The following is a 15356-nucleotide window of genomic DNA, read 5'->3' on the forward strand; positions in this document are numbered from 1 at the left end:
CGCTTGCAGAAGTACGCTGCAACCGGGTCGCAGCCCGGCCCCAGGACCTGCACGGATCATACTACCCTGACTTTTCGCTGAATGTGCGCGCGCGCATAGTTGGAAAGTGTGGGCTTTGGTAGCTTCAGGCATCCGCGGAAAAACGAACTGCTTTTTTTTGGCTGGAGTGCGAAAGCGAACCGCGGAGAAACGTGATGGACGATACCTTATCAAGCAGGGCCGACTCGGCACGCAACCGGCCCCAGGACATGCTCTGGTTACTGCCTTGATGAACCCACTTGTACGAGACAAAAGGAAACTATGATGAAAAAGATGAAGATTTCACACCTCGCATCCTTGTTTATGGCGGCGTTTCTGTTAACTGCGGCCAATATTATTATCGTGCCGGATGCGGCGTTTGCCGCGCCTCCCCCCTGCAAGGGCCTAAACAAAGATGATCCTGGTTGCGACGGCGGCGGCGGCGGCCCGACGTTTACCGTGGATATCTTAGGTGATGGGCTGGTTGGTGGAAGTAGTGGGGTCAACCCGTGGCTGCAAAGCTTTGGCGGGCAAAATTCAATTGGCCTCAACGATGCGTCGGGCTTAGACGTTGGCAGTTTGACGGGCCTGAGGAGCTTTACCGGGCAAGACGCAGACTGCTTCCCAGAGATTCTCGATGGCTCTCACGCAACAACTTTTCCGCTACACCAAGCAATCGTTAAGCAGGGAAAGAAAGGCAGCGCAGAAGCCAGCTTTTGGTTCCATGGCGCCACGGACGACGGTTCGGTGCCACTTGTTTATGTGCTCAAGTTGTTCGGCGATTTTGACGGCGAAAACGTGGAATTTCCCGGTACTGCGACCCTGTCGATGGTGGACGAATGGGAATTGAAGGTAGAGAACGAAGGAAAGAAAATCAAGGATTTGTCTTGTGAAAGCCAGGGGACGGGTAACGACGTCACCATTACGGTCACTGAACTACCCTAAAGGGTGTCGGGTGCGAATTACTAATGATGGGCGCGACGCGCCGCCATTTTGTAATTCGCGCCCGAGAACCTGTCCCTGGTGAATGGATATTCACCCAGCGGTTGGCGTAGCCAAAAGTCCGCGACCCCGTGTTTGCCATCGATCGTCAGCCACGCAGGCCTTCCCGTCGTTTCAAAACCAGTGCTATCCTCTCGGATTGCGTGGATGAACCATTCTTCTGCTTGCGAAAATACACTCCGCCGCCGGGGCCATGGCGTCACCCGGTTTTTTTGCAGGCGCTTTGATTTTGTTTGCTGTTAACATTTGACGCATAAAGTGACCCATGGGAAACCGGGGCGGCTACGAGCGGAACCGGATGTCGATGGACTTTGACGGATTCGTATGAGCCTGAAACCCTTTAAGACCGGAAACTATGAACGATAAGCCACGGTGTAGCGTACTTTTTGTCTGCATGGGCAATATCTGCCGCTCACCGACGGCGGAGGGGGTGTTTCGCCATCTGCTGGGTCGCGAGGCGCCGGAGCTGGACGTGGAGATAGACTCTGCCGGTACCCACGCCTACCACATCGGCGACCAGCCGGATCAGCGTGCCCAGGCCGCGGCGAACCGGCGCGGTATCGATCTGAGCACGATTCGGGCTCGCAAGGTCAGCGCGAACGATTTTTCCCGTTTCGACCTGATCCTGGCGATGGATGAGGACAACCTGGCGTTGTTGGTCGAATTCTGTCCACCGGATCAGCGCCACAAGCTGCGTTTGTTCCTGGAATACGCGGTCGAAGCGGGCGTGGAAAACGTCCCCGATCCGTATTACGGCGGCGCGAACGGTTTTGAGCAGGTCCTCGACCTGGTCGAAGTCGCTGCGCTGGGACTGATCAGCGAGCTGCGCGCAGGATAGGCTGCCTGATATCAGGGACAAAAAAAGGCCGGCATTATCGCCGGCCTGTTTTGCTGATATCGAACCACCGGGTTACCAATCGTCACGACGGCCCGGGCCGCTTCTCTCCCCCGTCGGACTGGAGGTGTATACGGTGCGCGTCTGTTTTTTCTCCGTTTCGACGGGTTTCGGGTCGACCGCCTGGCTTTCTTTTTGCGTGCCGGTGGCAGGCTGATCAGCCCTGGATGCAGTTTCCTTGTCTGCCTGGTTTTTCTCCGTTACCGGTTCCGGTTTGCGCTTTGCAACCGCTTCGGTTTTCGTTGGCTCGGCCTTTTTGTCCGCGGCCGCGTGACCGTCTGTCGTGGATTCTTTTTTGACCGCCGGCTGTTGCGCAGATGACTCTGCCGCTGCTTCCGTGCCGGTGGATTGTTTCCTGGCAGGTGGCTTGGGGTCGGCTTTGGGCGCGCCTGCCTGATCCGTGCCGGCCAGCGGCATCGGCTTCGGGCTCTCGTGCTTTGCCAACGGCTGGGTGCTCGTGAAATCGGTCGTCTGGCTGGCAGTCTGTGTGGCGTCAGGCGTGGCAGCGGCCGGGGAGGATTCCGGTTTTTCAGATTCGCGGCGTTCAGTCTGACTTCGGCTGCGGTCGCCGCGCGTGGTGCGTCCGGGCCCGCGCTGTGGCCTGCGTGAGCGGCTCTCGCTCCGTTCCTTGCCGTCCTGCTCACTGGGCGTCGATGGCTGCGTCTTGCTGGCTTGGCCCTGGCTGTCCTGCGCACTGCCCCCGCGGCCACGGCGGCCACGGCGGCGTGAGGCTTTTTTGGGCCGGCTTTTGTCGTCTGCTTTTTCTGCGGTGCTCGCCGTTCTTTGACGGTCGCTTTTTGCGGCTGTCCGGCCGCCGCCTGATTGCCGGTCGTCACGGCGCGCAGCGCCGGACTGACCCCGTCCGCGAGTACCGCCGGTGCGTCCGCCCGTCGGTTTCTTCCGGCTGCTGGATCGTCTGCCGCTGCCGGCGTGCCTGGGTTTGCTCTTTTCGCCCAGACCCAGCAGCCCGAGCAGACTGGCAAACAGCCCGGGTCCCTTCTTCCTGGCCCGTACGGATTTTTTGCGCGCCGCCGGAGCCGGGAGTTTGGTGTCCGGCACGATACTGGCAACCGCCGGCTGTGCGGCCAGTTCCTTTTCGCCGGTTATCAGGTCCAGCGCGGCGCTGTCATCCTTTGTCGTTGCCATCTCGTAGGATAGCCCGTTGTTTTCGGGTTGCCCGGATTCATCGTCGCGGACGCGGCGGATCTCGAAATCCGGTGTTTCCATATCCGCATTCGGGACGATGATGATCTTTATCCCGGCACGTTCTTCCAGCTTGGAAACCCACTCGCGTTTTTCGTTGAGCAGATAGGTGCCGATGCTGACCGGTACCTGGGCGATGACTTTGGCGGTGTGCTCCTTGCGGGTTTCTTCGCCAAGCAAGCGCAGGATCGCCAGCGACAAGGAGTCGACGTCGCGGATCGTGCCGGATCCGCTGCAGCGGGGGCAGACTATTTGAGTCGACTCGCCGAGAGAGGGCCGCAGTCTCTGGCGTGACATTTCCAGCAGGCCGAAGCGGGAAATCCGGCCGATCTGCACCCGTGCGCGGTCCTGTTTGACAGCTTCTCGCAGCCGCTGCTCGACCTCGCGCTGGTGGCGATTTTGCGTCATATCGATGAAATCGATCACGATCAGGCCGCCGATGTCCCTGAGCCTGAATTGCCTGGCGATCTCGTCGGCAGCTTCGAGGTTGGTGTTGAAGGCAGTGGCTTCGATGTCGCCGCCCTTGGTCGCCCGGGCCGAGTTGATATCGATGGAGATCAGTGCCTCGGTGTGGTCGATGACCACGCTGCCACCGGATGGCAGGATCACCTTGTGTGAGAAGGCGGACTGGATCTGGCTCTCGATCTGGAAGCGGGTAAACAGCGGCACGGCTTTGTCATCGTAGTGTTTGAGCTTGCCCAGATTGTTCGGCATGACCCGCTCGACGAATTCTCGCGCCTCGTTAAAGGTTTCTTCATCGTCGATGAGGATCTCGCCAATGTCGTCGGACAAATGGTCGCGCAGCGCACGGATCACCGCGTTGCTTTCCTGGTAGATCAGGAACGGCGACGGGCGCTCGACCGCGGCCCGCTTGATCGCCTCCCAGATCCGCATCAGGTAATCGAGATCCCATCCCAGTTCTTCGTCGCCGCGGCCGACGCCGGCGGTGCGGACGATAACGCCCATTCCCGGGTCGACGTTCAGCTCCCGCAGGGAATCGCGAACCAGGTCGCGGTCTTCGCCGGTAATTCGGCGGGACACGCCACCGGCGCGCGGGTTATTGGGCATCAGGACGATAAAGCGACCGGCCAGGCTGATAAAGGAGGTCAACGCCGCGCCCTTGGTGCCGCGTTCGATTTTCTCGATCTGGACGACGATCTCCTGGCCTTCGCGGAGCACATCCTTGATATTGATGCGCGACCCAGGCTCGGGGTCTTGCACGAAGTATTCGCGCGAAATCTCCTTGAGCGGGAGGAAGCCATGGCGCTGGGCCCCGTATTCTACAAATGCCGCTTCGAGACTGGGCTCGATGCGGGTTATTTTTCCTTTGTAGATATTGGCTTTTTTCTGTTCCCGACTGGGGACCTCTATATCAAGATCGTATAATTTCTGGCCATCTACCATGGCCATCCGCAACTCTTCCTGCTGAGTCGCATTGATTAGCATTCTTTTCATGTACGCTTGCTCGCATAGTATTTATTGCCATGCGCCGGCACACCTCGTGTTCGGGAATCCGCTCAACTTTCTGTTGGCTTGCCTGCATAATGTTCAATTCCGCCGATCCTGAGGGATCGGTGCCAATTCATGCTGATTCGAGCCTGGTTTTTTATCGGGACTTCGTCGCCAGATTTGTCTGACCAGGGAGTCCAGGGGACCAGGGAGGGTGTTCAGCGACGGCTATCGTAATCCGGAAAACCGGTTGTTGTGACGTCCGGCACGGAATAATCCACGCCATCATTAAAACCATTGTCACGGCGTCTGCAGAGTTTATCCGCCAGCCCGCCATGGCTACGGTACTATAGCAACCTGGCTAGGGTTCAGCAATCCATTTTGTTTCAAATGCGCCGGGTTCCCCATTGAAAAATAAGCAATTTTCCACACATGGCGTACGTTACGTCGAAGTTGACCGGGAAAGTGACGGTCAGCGCATCGACAACTTCCTGCTGCGCGAGCTCAAGGGCGTACCGAGGACCCGCATCTATCGCCTGCTGCGCAAAGGAGAAGTCAGGATCAATGGCGGCCGTGCCAAGCCCAGTCAGCGGATCGCTGTTGGCGACAAAGTCAGGATTCCGCCGGTCCGCATCGAGGACCGGCCGGGCGTTGGCGCCGCTCCCGGGCTTCTGGAGCAGCTTCGTCAGCAAGTTATTTTCGAAAATGGCGATTTCCTGGTTATCGACAAACCATCCGGAATGGCGGTACACGGCGGTAGCGGTATCAGCCTCGGGGTAATCGAGATTTTGCGGCAGGATCCAAAATGGGCTGGTCTTGAACTGGCGCATCGCCTCGACCGGTCGACCAGCGGGTGCCTGGTCCTGGCAAAAAAGAAGAGCAGCCTGCGCTGGATACATCAGTTGCTGCGGGAAGGTCGGGTTGAAAAGCATTACCTCGCACTGGTTCGCGGCCAGTGGCAACTCGGCAGCAAATGGATCGATGCGCCGCTGAAAACAAATACCCGGCGATCGGGCGAAAGACACGTCACCGTCGATGCCGCGGGCAAGAAGGCGCGCACCTATTTCGTTCCACAGACTTTTTACCGGGAAGCGACGTTGATGTCGGTAGTGCTGGCGACCGGGCGCACCCACCAGATCCGCGTGCATGCGGCCCATGCCGGCCATCCGGTGGCCGGAGATGCGCGCTATGGCGATAGCGAATTCAACCGGCGATTGGAGCGGAAAAGGATGAAGCGCTTGTTCCTGCATGCGCAGGCACTGAATTTTACGACGCCGAGCGGGGACGAATTGCTGCTCAGTGCGCCGTTGCCTGCCGATCTGACCCGGGTCCTGGATCGTATGAAACCCAAAGCGCGCTAAGCGCTCAGCACCTTCAGGGAATTGCGAAGCCCAGCGAGCGTAAGGCCTCTGCCAGCCAGATCAGCGGCAGGCCGACCAGGGCCGTCGGGTCCCGGGTCTTGATTTGTTCGACCAGCGCAATGCCGAGGCCTTCGGACTTGAAGCTGCCGGCACAATCCAGGGCTGGCTCACGGTCGAGATAATCCTCGATCATGGCATCGTCCAGGCGGCGGAAAAATACCTCGGTGGTATCGAGATGCGCCAGGCAGTTACGGCCAGGCTGGGGGATGATATACACAGCGGTATGGAAATCCATGGCTTGCCCGGATGCCGAGCGCAGCTGAGAGCTGGCCGCCGGCCGGTCGAGCGGCTTGCCGACGATCCGGCCGTCGACGGTGGCGACCTGGTCTGAGCCGATAATAATGGCATCCGGGTGGCGTTCGGCCACGGCTTCGGCTTTCAATTGCGCAAGCCTTACGGCCATTTGCGCAGGGGATTCGCCGGGCCGATGGTTTTCAGCGATATCGGCGGCGACGCAGCGAAACTCGAGCGCCAGCCTTGCCAGCAATTGCCGGCGATAGCGCGAGCCGGAGGCCAGTATCAGGTCAGTTGAGGTGGTTTCGCTTTGCATGTAGAAATCTTTGCTGTGCATCCAGGCTATCGGGAAACATATCAGATGTGGCGGAATCAGTTTTGACTCTTATTTTCTCGCATTTTATACTTGATCGGATATGCCGACCGTATTGCCAGATATGTTGAACGCTGCGCTCGCGGCCGATAAGAAACAGACCGTGAGCCGGTTGTATGCGTTAGCTAGTTTTACCCGGCTCGGGGGGTTGGTGCAATCCACCGATGGTGAATTGGCGTTAAATCTGCGTTTCCGGCGAGACAGAAATAACCGGATTTTACTCAGTGGCAATATTTCCGGCCAAATTACGGCGCAGTGCCAGCGTTGTCTTGAACCGGTTTCATTGCAGCTAGAACTGCCGCTGGAACTGGTTCTGGCCAGGCAAAACGGCAGCGTGGGTGAGACGGCCGCGGGCAGGGAAACTTATAGGTGCGACCCGACGAACCTGGAATTGGACTCCCTGGTCGAAGAAGAGATTTTGCTGAGCATGCCCTTGGTGACGATGCACGAGGACGGCGATGCGGATTGCAGAAAGATAGGTGAACAACCGGTGGCTGGCGATGTCCAGCGGCCGTTTGCAGATTTAAGAAACCTGGGCAGTCGCGGCTGACGCCGCGATCCGGGTGGGATCAGAAACGACAAGATCAGGAGATATCCATGGCTGTACAAAAAAGCCGCAGAACACCGTCTACACGTGGCATGCGTCGTGGGCACGACAAGCTGAAAAAGCCGACGCTTGCCATCGACAAGACCACTGGCGAGACTCATCGTCGGCACCACATCAGCGCTGACGGATTTTACCGTGGGGAGCGTGTGGTTGAAATGAAAGTCGAAGCGGAAGAGCAGGAATAGCTTTTCCACCTGGCGGTTCTGCGAGCGGCCAATCGTGATTTCAGATTTCCCCTGCCCCGGCGTACGCGGCGCATGACGCGTTCAATCTGCATTGCTATCGACGCAATGAGCGGCGATCAGGGCGCGCAGGTTTGTGTGCCCGCAGCGCTCGATCAACTGCAGTACAACCCGGAACTCAAACTGATTCTGGTTGGGCAGGAAAACGTACTCCGACCCTACCTGGAAAATATCCCGGCGGCACTTGCAGGCCGCGTCAGCTTCCAGGGAGCGAGCCAGCTGGTCACCATGGACGAAGATCCAAGGATCGCACTGCGCAAAAAGAAAGACTCGTCGATGCGGGTGGCGATTAACCTGGTCCGTGACGGGCTTGCCGATGCCTGTGTCAGCGCTGGCAATACGGGTGCATTGGTGGCGACGGCGAGGTTTGTTTTGCGCACTCTGCCAGGTATCGATCGGCCGGCTATCATAGCGACGATGCCGGCGATCGGCGGTAACACCCATATGCTCGATCTGGGGGCCAACTCGCATTGTACCGCCACGCAACTGTTTCAATTCGGTGTCATGGGCTCAGTCGTCTCCGCGGATTTCCACGAACTGGAGGCGCCCCGGGTCGGCCTGTTGAATATCGGCGTCGAGGCGATCAAGGGTACCCAGATCGTCCGCGAAGCCGGACGAATGCTGAGCAGCAGCAATCTCAATTATGTCGGTTTTGTCGAGGCAAACGATATTTTCACCGGCCAGGTGGATGTCGTGGTCAGTGATGGATTTGCCGGCAATGTTGCGCTGAAAACGCTGGAAGGCGCTGCGCGAATGATTTCCTCGTACATGCGGGCAGAATTTACCCGATCCATATTCAGTCGTATCCAGGGACTGGTGGCATTGCCGGTGTTGCGAGCTTTTCGCAAAAAAATGGACCCGCGCCGTTATAATGGCGCCAGCCTGGTTGGTCTGAACGGAATTGTCGTCAAGAGTCACGGCAGTGCCGACAGAATAGCTTTTGGCACCGCGATCCAGACCGCCCTGGTGGAGTGCCAGCAGGGCGTACCGACGCAAATCAGCAATCTTTTGGAGCAGCAGGCAATCTGAATGTACTCAACAATTACAGGTACCGGCCGTTATCTGCCGGAAAAAATTCTTACAAATTTTGATCTGGAGAAAATGGTCGATACCACCGATGAGTGGATCAGGACACGCAGCGGTATTGAGCGCAGGCACCTGTCTGCAGAGGGCCAGACGACATCGGACCTTTGTGTAGAGGCGGCGAAAAACGCCATGGACGCAGCGGGCGTGGGTCCCGACGACATCGATTTTATTGCTATCGGGACAACTACGCCGGACAGGGTCTTTCCGAACACCGGTGTGCTGGTGCAGGAAAAGCTCGGCATCCGGGGTTGTGCGGCCTTCAGCGTCGAAGCCGCCTGCACCGGGTTCATCTATGCCCTGAGCATCACCGACAAATATGTTCGTGCCGGTGACGCCAAGTGTGCACTGGTCATCGGCGCCGAACGCCTTAGCGGTATGGTCGACTGGACCGACCGGGATACCTGCGTTTTGTTCGGCGATGGCGCTGGCGCAGTTATCCTCAAACCATCCGAAGAACCGGGAATCGTATCGACCCATCTGCATGCCGATGGCAAGTACAAAGACCTGCTGTACTTTCCATCCGGGATATCCGACAAGTTCGAACAGTTGAAAAAAGGCAATGATTTCATTCGCATGAAAGGCAACGAGGTTTTCAAAGTCGCGGTCAGAACCCTGGGAAGAATCGTCGAGGAAACGCTGGAAAAGAATCAGCTGGAAAAGTCGGATATCGACTGGCTGATCCCACATCAGGCGAATATGAGAATAATCCAGGCTACCGCCAGGAAGCTCGGAATGCCGATGGAGCGGGTGATTCAGACGATCAAGGATCACGGCAATACGTCGGCTGCATCGGTTCCCATGGCCCTGGATGTTGCAGTCCGGGATGGCCGTATCCAGCGTGGCGATACTTTGCTCCTGGAAGCGTTTGGCGGGGGGTTTACCTGGGGTTCGGCGCTGATTAAATACTAAACTCACGCAACGTCAGCTTCCGCGCCACCGGAAGTATTCCAGCGCAGACGCTGGTTAACAGCCCTGTCTTACTCGTTCGCGCCAGACCTCGTACGGGTCCCAGCCCGGGTTAGAAGCCCGCTCTTCCTTGACCGGCAGACCGCCGTGACGTACCTGTTGTTGCCAGAGTGTGTAAGTGTCCCAATGAAACTGTCCTGTTACCGAGACAGGGTCTTGCTGCTTTATGGTTTTCGTCTGCATTTATTGAAAGTCCTCAGGGACTCTTTGTTTTTGTGACGGGGTTCACAGTATCCGCTTCAGAGCTTTTTGAGTGTGAACTGGTTCACACTTTTGATGGTTGCTGTAGCCGTGTACAAATGCGGCTATCCAAAGAATAGCACCGAAAACCACTAAACGGCCGTATTTGACAATATTCTTGCATACGACGCGGTTGCAACGACGGCGGATTAAACATAATCCGGCCGGCGACTACCAAAGGGGAACGTGTTGATCCTTGGCTGGCGCCGAATCATGGTCTCGTTGCTTTCGCCTGAGCATGCGCGCGTGCAGGCTGTCGCGTTTCTTTTCCAGACGCCGCGATCTCGCCGCAGCATCCTGGTAAGAAAACCGCTGTGAGAAAGACTCCCGGAAAGTGCAGAAGTCACTATAGGCCTCGATATCGTGTTTGAGTTCGCGAAAGACGAGTTCAACCATAATCGCATCATCGAGGAATCCCAGGCCCGGAATATGATCGGGAATCAAATCGTCCGGATCGCCGAAATAGGCGAGGGCCGAGAGAACTTTGGCGCACTCTTTTCGCGGTAAGGCCCACTCCTGGTCACTGATCATATCGACCATGGCCGCCAGTTTTTCCACCCGTTCCTTTACGAAATGGGGCACGTCGATACGGGCGATTTCATTCATGGTCGCTTGCGCACCGGCGATGATGTCCTCATCGTCGCCAATGCGAACCGCATTATGCGCACGCTTCATTTCCTTGCGAAAATGCTTGAGGTCTTGCTCGCTGATTTCAAAAGTGACTTTCAATGGCATCCACACACGCGACCCGGTCCATGTAGCGGACTACAGACTACGCAGCGCACCGCGGTGGGTCAATGGCGCCACGACGAGCCGATGGGTATAGTCAGTCTGGCCGAGACGCGAGACACGAGGTCTTTGCTATCAGGAGCTGATCCGCCGACCATTTAACGCGGGCCGCGCAACAAGGACTATTGGCGCCATGCGGTTTATAATTGTCCATTGAGAAAATCGAGGGATTCGGGTTATCCATGGCCAAATGCGATAAAGCACGGGTTGTAGCTGTCGTTTGTATCTGCCTGCTGGCGCCCGCGGCGGGGGCGGATTCCTTTGTCTTGCCACCGGACGACGTAGACCTGATCGGGACCACCAGCACAATACGCAGTGTTTACGAGGACACGCTGGTACAGATCGCCAGAGACCATGGCCTCGGCTATGCGGAGATTCTTCGTGCCAATCCCGGCGTTGATCCCTGGTTGCCTGGTGAAGGAACCGAAATCCTGTTGCCAACACGGTTTATCCTGCCGCCGGTCGAGCGCCGCGGGATCATCATCAACTTGCCGGAGATGCGGATTTATTACTATCCAAAGCCAGTGGCCGGTGAAACGCCGATGGTAATCACCCACCCGATCAGTATCGGTCGCATGGACTGGACGACGCCGCTTGGGAAATCGCGCGTGATCAGCAAGATAAAAAACCCAAGCTGGTATCCACCGGAATCGGTCCGTAAGGAACACGCGGCAGATGGCGATCCGTTGCCAAGAATAGTGCCTCCTGGACCCGACAACCCGCTTGGGGCGTTCGCAATGCGGTTGTCGATTCCCGGATATCTGATTCATGGCACGAATAAACCATCGGGTGTCGGTATGCGTGTCACTCACGGCTGTATCCGGATGTTGCCCGAGGATATTGAAACTTTTTTTGCGCGCGTGCCGGTCAATACGCCGGTCCGCATCGTCAACATGCCGAGCAAGGTTGGCTGGTCGATGGATACGCTGTACCTGGAGGTCCACCCGGTTCTGGATGACGACACCGAAAACCTGGAAAAGAACATGACCACCGTGACCGAAATGCTGGTCGCTGCAACCCGTGAAAAGCAGATAACGGTGGATTGGGCCGCGGCCCGGGATATTTATGAAAACGCAGTTGGCGTTCCCCTGCAGATGTCGGTACCCGGCAAGAACACGCTGCCCGGGTTCGATCCGGGGGCGCCCTGATATGGCCCGTTTTTGGACCTAAAAAAAACGCCGCGATAAAAGCGGCGTTTCTTTTTCCAGCCTTCAGCGCTTACTTTCTGCTGGCTTTCTCGAACATACGGCTGATTCTTTCGCCGTTCGCGTCACAGCATGCCTGCGCGCCGCTTGCAGCCTGCATGGCCTGGTTCGCGGTGTTCTGCGCGCCCTGTGCCGCCGATGAAGCATCACTGGCGGCAGAAGCAGCAGCGTTGGCCGCCGACTGGGCAGCGGATACCGCACGTTCCAGCGCGGCGACTCGGTCCTCAAGACCGTCCGTCGTTGCACATCCGGCCAGTCCGATGCTCATTACCAAAGCCGCCAGCATGGCTCCCTTCTTCATTGCTTTACTCATTCCGGGTTCCCCTAAGTTTATTGATCAATAATGGTCTAAAATGCCGGCGCAATCAGCAATTCCGTTGTCGATTCGCGCACGGTGTATGACCGTACTCTAAAGCCCTGCCGGGAATCAAGCATCCGCAGGTGCTGATTCGCCAGGTTGGCGATAAAAAACACCGGGGCAAGATGTCGGCAAGTCGCGACATCAGTTTCTTTTCCAGGGCCTGAACTTGCGGTCTCGCAGAATCTCGCGGGCGGCATTGTGCCCCGGGACACCACTGACACCGCCGCCAGGATGCGCCCCGGCGCCGCATAAATACAAACCCTTGAGGGGAGTCCGGTAATCCGCATAACCGACCATCGGCCTGGCGCTGAATATCTGGTCCAGCCCCAGCGCTCCGTGAAATATGTCTCCCCCGGGCAATGCAAAACGTTGTTCCAGCGTCAGCGGTGACAAAGCCTCGTAAGCGATCACGCTGTTCTTGAAATTGGGCGCGTAAGAATCGACAAAGTCGATGATATGGCGGGCAAAGACATCCTCTTCATCGGCCCATGAACGCCCGTCGGGCAACTCCGGATTGGCATGCTGACAGAACAAACTGGCGACATGCGCCCCTGGCGGGGCCAGCGTATCGTCGACGGTGCTCGGAATCAGCATTTCCACGATCGGTTGGCGTGAAAAGCCGAGTTCCATTGCATCGGCATAGGCCTTGTCCATATAGGGCAGGCTCGGCGCCATGATGATGCCCGCCTGATGATGAAGCGCGGGCTTGGTCCCTGGCAGACAGCTGAAATCAGGCAACGCCGACAGCGCGACGTTCATCCGGAACGATCCGGAGGCACACCGATATCGTTTCATGCGCCGGCTGAACTCGATCGGCACGGCGTCGGCAGCCACCAGTTTTTCGTATAGCAGTTTGGGGTTCAGGTTGGCGGCGACGATAGCGGCGAAATGTTGCTCGCCGGATTCGAGTTCCACGCCGATGGCGCGTCCATTGTCGGTCAGCACACTGCGCACCGGTGCATCGGTCCGGATGTCCACGCCACGCGATTCCGCTTCCCGCGCCATCGCCTGGGTAATCGTGCCCATGCCGCCGATGGCGTGTCCCCAGGTGCCTTTCTTGCCGTTGACCTCGCCGATCACATGATGCAACAGGACATAACCGGATCCCGGGGAGTAGGGGCTGCCAAAATTGCCGACCACGGCGTCAAAACCCAGCACGGCCTTGATCGGGTCTGACTCAAACCAGCCATCGAGCATGTAACCGGCGCTGCGGGTCATCAGTTCGTGGAAGTCTCTTTGTTGTTCCCGGCTGAGTTTGCGCCAGCGGTTCCCCATCCTGATGACGCTCATCAGGCTGTCGATACCGCCACCCTGGTTTGGCGGAGTTTCCAGCAGCGAGTCTCGAACCAGGCCGGCGACGGCTTCGAGCATGCGGTAAAACGCAGGCAGGGTTTTTGCATCCCGTTTGCTGAATTTTGCCACCTCGGCAGCCGTACCTCCGGGGCCGCCCACGCTCAGGCTGTTGCCATCGGGCAAGGGCAGGAAATTGTCCATTGGGCGGCTGACGATTTGCAAACCGTTTTCGTGCAGGCGCAGATCGCGGATGATCACCGGGTGCAGCAGGCTGACCGTGTAGGCGGCGGTCGAATTCCTGAATCCTGGAGCAAACTCCTCGGTAACCGCTGCGCCGCCGACGATAGGCCGGCGTTCGAAAATTCTGACCTTGAGTCCGCCGGCGGCCAGATAGCTCGCGCAGACCAGGCCGTTGTGGCCACCGCCGATAATCAAAGCATCGAACTTCCGGTCAGGCATGGGTCTTCCCTGGTCTGTGGAGTGGTGGGCGGGTCGGCGCATTGTGAGCAAAGGGGCCGGCCGGGGCAAGGCGGCCGCCTCGCCGGCAAAGGGCTTGCGTAATGACCCTGTCTGTATATAATCACAGTAACTGTTTATTTGCACAGGTGCGCCATGAAAGAACTGACCCCAAGACAGCAACAGGTTCTCGAATTGTTAAGAAGCTTTATCGAAGAACGCGGCATGCCGCCGACCCGCGCGGAAATCGCCAAGGCACTGGGCTTTCGCTCGGCCAATGCGGCGGAAGACCATTTGCGGGCTCTGGAGCGCAAAGGGGTGATCGATCTTTGCCGGGGTACTTCGCGGGGCATCCGCCTGCGCGATTCCCTGCGTGTACAGATGGGTATACCCCTGGTTGGCCGGGTGGCGGCGGGCAGGCCCATCCTGGCTGAGGAGCATATCGAGACCCGCTACCAGATCGATCCCGCTTTATTCAGTCCGCGGCCACACTATCTGCTGCAGGTCAAAGGCATGAGTATGAAAGACGCCGGCATCCTGGATGGCGACCTGGTCGCGGTACATCGCACACCGGATATTCGCAATCGGCAGATCGTCGTGGTGAGGCTGGATGATGAAGTCACGGTGAAACGTTACCGCCAGGTGGGCAAACAGGTCTGGTTGTTGCCGGAGAATGAAGACTTTGAACCCATTGAAATCGACCTGAGCGAACAAGCCATGGTGATTGAAGGTGTTGTGGTCGGCGTGCTGCGCCGGGATGTGAACGGGAAACTGCACGGATGAGCATGGGTCTGGAGGCATTGGCGGCTCTGCCGGGGGTCTGGCGCGGGGCTGAAGCCAAAACCGCGCTTGCCGTGCTCGCTACCGGTTTTACCGAGCTGGATGATTGTTTATTGGGCAGGGGTGGGGGCGGGGGCTGGCCGGTCGGCGCACTGACCGAGATCTGCACGCAGGTGCCAGGTAGCGGCGAGGTCAGCCTGGTTATCCCGGCACTGGCCGCCCTGAGCGATGGCAGCATTGACGACATGGGCTGGATCGCCTGGATTTCGCCGCCCCATTCGCTGTATCCGCCTGCCCTGGCTGCCGGTGGCGTACGTCTGTCTCGCCTGTTGATGGCGCAGGCCGCCGATCCCACCGATGTACTGTGGGGGATGGAGCAGGCGCTGCGTTCCGGCAGTTGCCAGGCGGTGCTGGGCTGGGTGGATAAAACCAACGAGCGGAGTCTCAGGCGCTTGCAGCTGGCCGCTGAATCTACCCGTGCCTGGGCAGTGTTGTACCGGCCGGCTCATTGCCTGGAACAGGCATCGCCGGCTGCGCTGAGACTGCGGCTGACGGCGGTTGCCGAAGGTCTGGAGATTGAGATGCTCAAAAACCGGGGTGGCCGGCCGGGTCGCTGCCGTATTCCTTGGGCGGCGCTGAGACCGGGCACAAGCGGCCACGGTGGACATTGCCAGACCGCTTTATAAAAATAAATATAAATAAAACAAATAGTTATATATTAAAGTTAATAAATAAT

The 15356-nt window shown here is 58.0% G+C and carries 16 protein-coding genes; 10 read left to right on the forward strand and 6 right to left on the reverse strand.

The annotated features are described in order from the left end of the window. Positions 1–303 precede the first annotated feature (303 nt). Positions 304–963, forward strand: coding sequence for a hypothetical protein (locus IIA05_05230; protein ID MCH9026506.1), 660 nt, complete (start codon positions 304–306; stop codon positions 961–963). 412 nt (positions 964–1375) lie between these two features. Further along, positions 1376–1858: a low molecular weight phosphotyrosine protein phosphatase gene (locus tag IIA05_05235; protein ID MCH9026507.1), complete on the forward strand. Its 483-nt coding sequence runs from the start codon at positions 1376–1378 to the stop codon at positions 1856–1858. Between the two features lie 72 nt (positions 1859–1930). Here IIA05_05235 and IIA05_05240 read toward each other — a convergent pair whose 3' ends face one another. Continuing rightward, on the reverse strand, positions 1931–4573 hold the full coding sequence (locus tag IIA05_05240) for an Rne/Rng family ribonuclease (GenBank protein MCH9026508.1): 2643 nt from the start codon (positions 4571–4573) through the stop codon (positions 1931–1933). A 401-nt stretch (positions 4574–4974) separates the two neighbouring features. Here IIA05_05240 and IIA05_05245 point away from each other — a divergent pair, with 401 nt between their 5' ends. Continuing rightward, complete coding sequence (locus tag IIA05_05245) at positions 4975–5928, forward strand: RluA family pseudouridine synthase (GenBank protein MCH9026509.1); 954 nt, start codon at positions 4975–4977, stop codon at positions 5926–5928. Between the two features lie 13 nt (positions 5929–5941). Here IIA05_05245 and maf read toward each other — a convergent pair whose 3' ends face one another. Next, entirely contained in the window at positions 5942–6538 is a 597-nt protein-coding gene (gene maf, locus IIA05_05250) for a septum formation protein Maf (GenBank protein MCH9026510.1), read from the reverse strand. A gap of 121 nt (positions 6539–6659) precedes the next feature. Between maf and IIA05_05255 the strand changes: the two genes are divergently transcribed. The 4 genes from IIA05_05255 (at position 6660) to IIA05_05270 (ending at position 9439) form a co-directional block, all read left to right on the forward strand. Continuing rightward, positions 6660–7145: a DUF177 domain-containing protein gene (locus tag IIA05_05255; GenBank protein ID MCH9026511.1), complete on the forward strand. Its 486-nt coding sequence runs from the start codon at positions 6660–6662 to the stop codon at positions 7143–7145. 47 nt (positions 7146–7192) lie between these two features. Continuing rightward, positions 7193–7387: a 50S ribosomal protein L32 gene (rpmF, locus tag IIA05_05260; protein MCH9026512.1), complete on the forward strand. Its 195-nt coding sequence runs from the start codon at positions 7193–7195 to the stop codon at positions 7385–7387. 72 nt (positions 7388–7459) lie between these two features. Continuing rightward, positions 7460–8473: a phosphate acyltransferase PlsX gene (gene plsX / locus IIA05_05265; protein MCH9026513.1), complete on the forward strand. Its 1014-nt coding sequence runs from the start codon at positions 7460–7462 to the stop codon at positions 8471–8473. Next, positions 8474–9439 (forward strand): ketoacyl-ACP synthase III, encoded by a 966-nt coding sequence (locus tag IIA05_05270; GenBank protein MCH9026514.1) that lies wholly within the window; start codon positions 8474–8476, stop codon positions 9437–9439. 54 nt (positions 9440–9493) lie between these two features. On the opposite strand, the gene IIA05_05275 is transcribed toward IIA05_05270, so the two are convergent. Further along, a complete protein-coding gene (locus IIA05_05275) occupies positions 9494–9679 on the reverse strand; it encodes a hypothetical protein (protein MCH9026515.1) in 186 nt (61 codons plus the stop codon). 228 nt (positions 9680–9907) lie between these two features. Then, positions 9908–10471, reverse strand: coding sequence for a DUF1232 domain-containing protein (locus IIA05_05280; GenBank protein ID MCH9026516.1), 564 nt, complete (start codon positions 10469–10471; stop codon positions 9908–9910). A gap of 236 nt (positions 10472–10707) precedes the next feature. Here IIA05_05280 and IIA05_05285 point away from each other — a divergent pair, with 236 nt between their 5' ends. After that, positions 10708–11673: a L,D-transpeptidase family protein gene (locus IIA05_05285; GenBank protein ID MCH9026517.1), complete on the forward strand. Its 966-nt coding sequence runs from the start codon at positions 10708–10710 to the stop codon at positions 11671–11673. 70 nt (positions 11674–11743) lie between these two features. Here the strand turns inward: IIA05_05285 and IIA05_05290 are convergent, their stop codons facing one another. Further along, the gene (locus IIA05_05290; protein ID MCH9026518.1) at positions 11744–12043 is read right to left on the reverse strand and encodes a hypothetical protein; all 300 of its coding nucleotides are present in this window, start codon (positions 12041–12043) and stop codon (positions 11744–11746) included. A gap of 189 nt (positions 12044–12232) precedes the next feature. After that, positions 12233–13843, reverse strand: a complete 1611-nt coding sequence (locus IIA05_05295; GenBank protein ID MCH9026519.1) for an NAD(P)/FAD-dependent oxidoreductase — start codon at positions 13841–13843, stop codon at positions 12233–12235. 153 nt (positions 13844–13996) lie between these two features. Between IIA05_05295 and lexA the strand changes: the two genes are divergently transcribed. Next, a complete protein-coding gene (lexA, locus tag IIA05_05300; protein MCH9026520.1) occupies positions 13997–14623 on the forward strand; it encodes a repressor LexA in 627 nt (208 codons plus the stop codon). Continuing rightward, positions 14620–15306 (forward strand): translesion DNA synthesis-associated protein ImuA, encoded by a 687-nt coding sequence (gene imuA, locus IIA05_05305; GenBank protein MCH9026521.1) that lies wholly within the window; start codon positions 14620–14622, stop codon positions 15304–15306. The genes lexA and imuA overlap by 4 nt, the downstream gene beginning before the upstream one ends. The last annotated feature ends 50 nt before the right edge of the window (positions 15307–15356 follow it).

It is taken from the genome of Pseudomonadota bacterium, assembly GCA_022572885.1.
Classification (GTDB): domain Bacteria; phylum Pseudomonadota; class Gammaproteobacteria; order Steroidobacterales; family MnTg04; genus MnTg04.

Bases quoted from the DNA above. Each gene is read 5' to 3' on its own strand.
- IIA05_05230 (MCH9026506.1), top strand. From the start codon at position 304: ATGAAAAAGATGAAGATTTCACACCTCGCATCCTTGTTTATGGCGGCG.
- IIA05_05235 (MCH9026507.1), top strand. From the start codon at position 1,376: ATGAACGATAAGCCACGGTGTAGCGTACTTTTTGTCTGCATGGGCAAT.
- IIA05_05240 (MCH9026508.1), bottom strand. From the start codon at position 4,573: ATGAAAAGAATGCTAATCAATGCGACTCAGCAGGAAGAGTTGCGGATG.
- maf (MCH9026510.1), bottom strand. From the start codon at position 6,538: ATGCAAAGCGAAACCACCTCAACTGACCTGATACTGGCCTCCGGCTCG.
- IIA05_05255 (MCH9026511.1), top strand. From the start codon at position 6,660: ATGTTGAACGCTGCGCTCGCGGCCGATAAGAAACAGACCGTGAGCCGG.
- rpmF (MCH9026512.1), top strand. From the start codon at position 7,193: ATGGCTGTACAAAAAAGCCGCAGAACACCGTCTACACGTGGCATGCGT.
- plsX (MCH9026513.1), top strand. From the start codon at position 7,460: ATGACGCGTTCAATCTGCATTGCTATCGACGCAATGAGCGGCGATCAG.
- IIA05_05270 (MCH9026514.1), top strand. From the start codon at position 8,474: ATGTACTCAACAATTACAGGTACCGGCCGTTATCTGCCGGAAAAAATT.
- IIA05_05275 (MCH9026515.1), bottom strand. From the start codon at position 9,679: ATGCAGACGAAAACCATAAAGCAGCAAGACCCTGTCTCGGTAACAGGA.
- IIA05_05280 (MCH9026516.1), bottom strand. From the start codon at position 10,471: ATGCCATTGAAAGTCACTTTTGAAATCAGCGAGCAAGACCTCAAGCAT.
- IIA05_05285 (MCH9026517.1), top strand. From the start codon at position 10,708: ATGGCCAAATGCGATAAAGCACGGGTTGTAGCTGTCGTTTGTATCTGC.
- IIA05_05290 (MCH9026518.1), bottom strand. From the start codon at position 12,043: ATGAGTAAAGCAATGAAGAAGGGAGCCATGCTGGCGGCTTTGGTAATG.
- IIA05_05295 (MCH9026519.1), bottom strand. From the start codon at position 13,843: ATGCCTGACCGGAAGTTCGATGCTTTGATTATCGGCGGTGGCCACAAC.
- lexA (MCH9026520.1), top strand. From the start codon at position 13,997: ATGAAAGAACTGACCCCAAGACAGCAACAGGTTCTCGAATTGTTAAGA.
- imuA (MCH9026521.1), top strand. From the start codon at position 14,620: ATGAGCATGGGTCTGGAGGCATTGGCGGCTCTGCCGGGGGTCTGGCGC.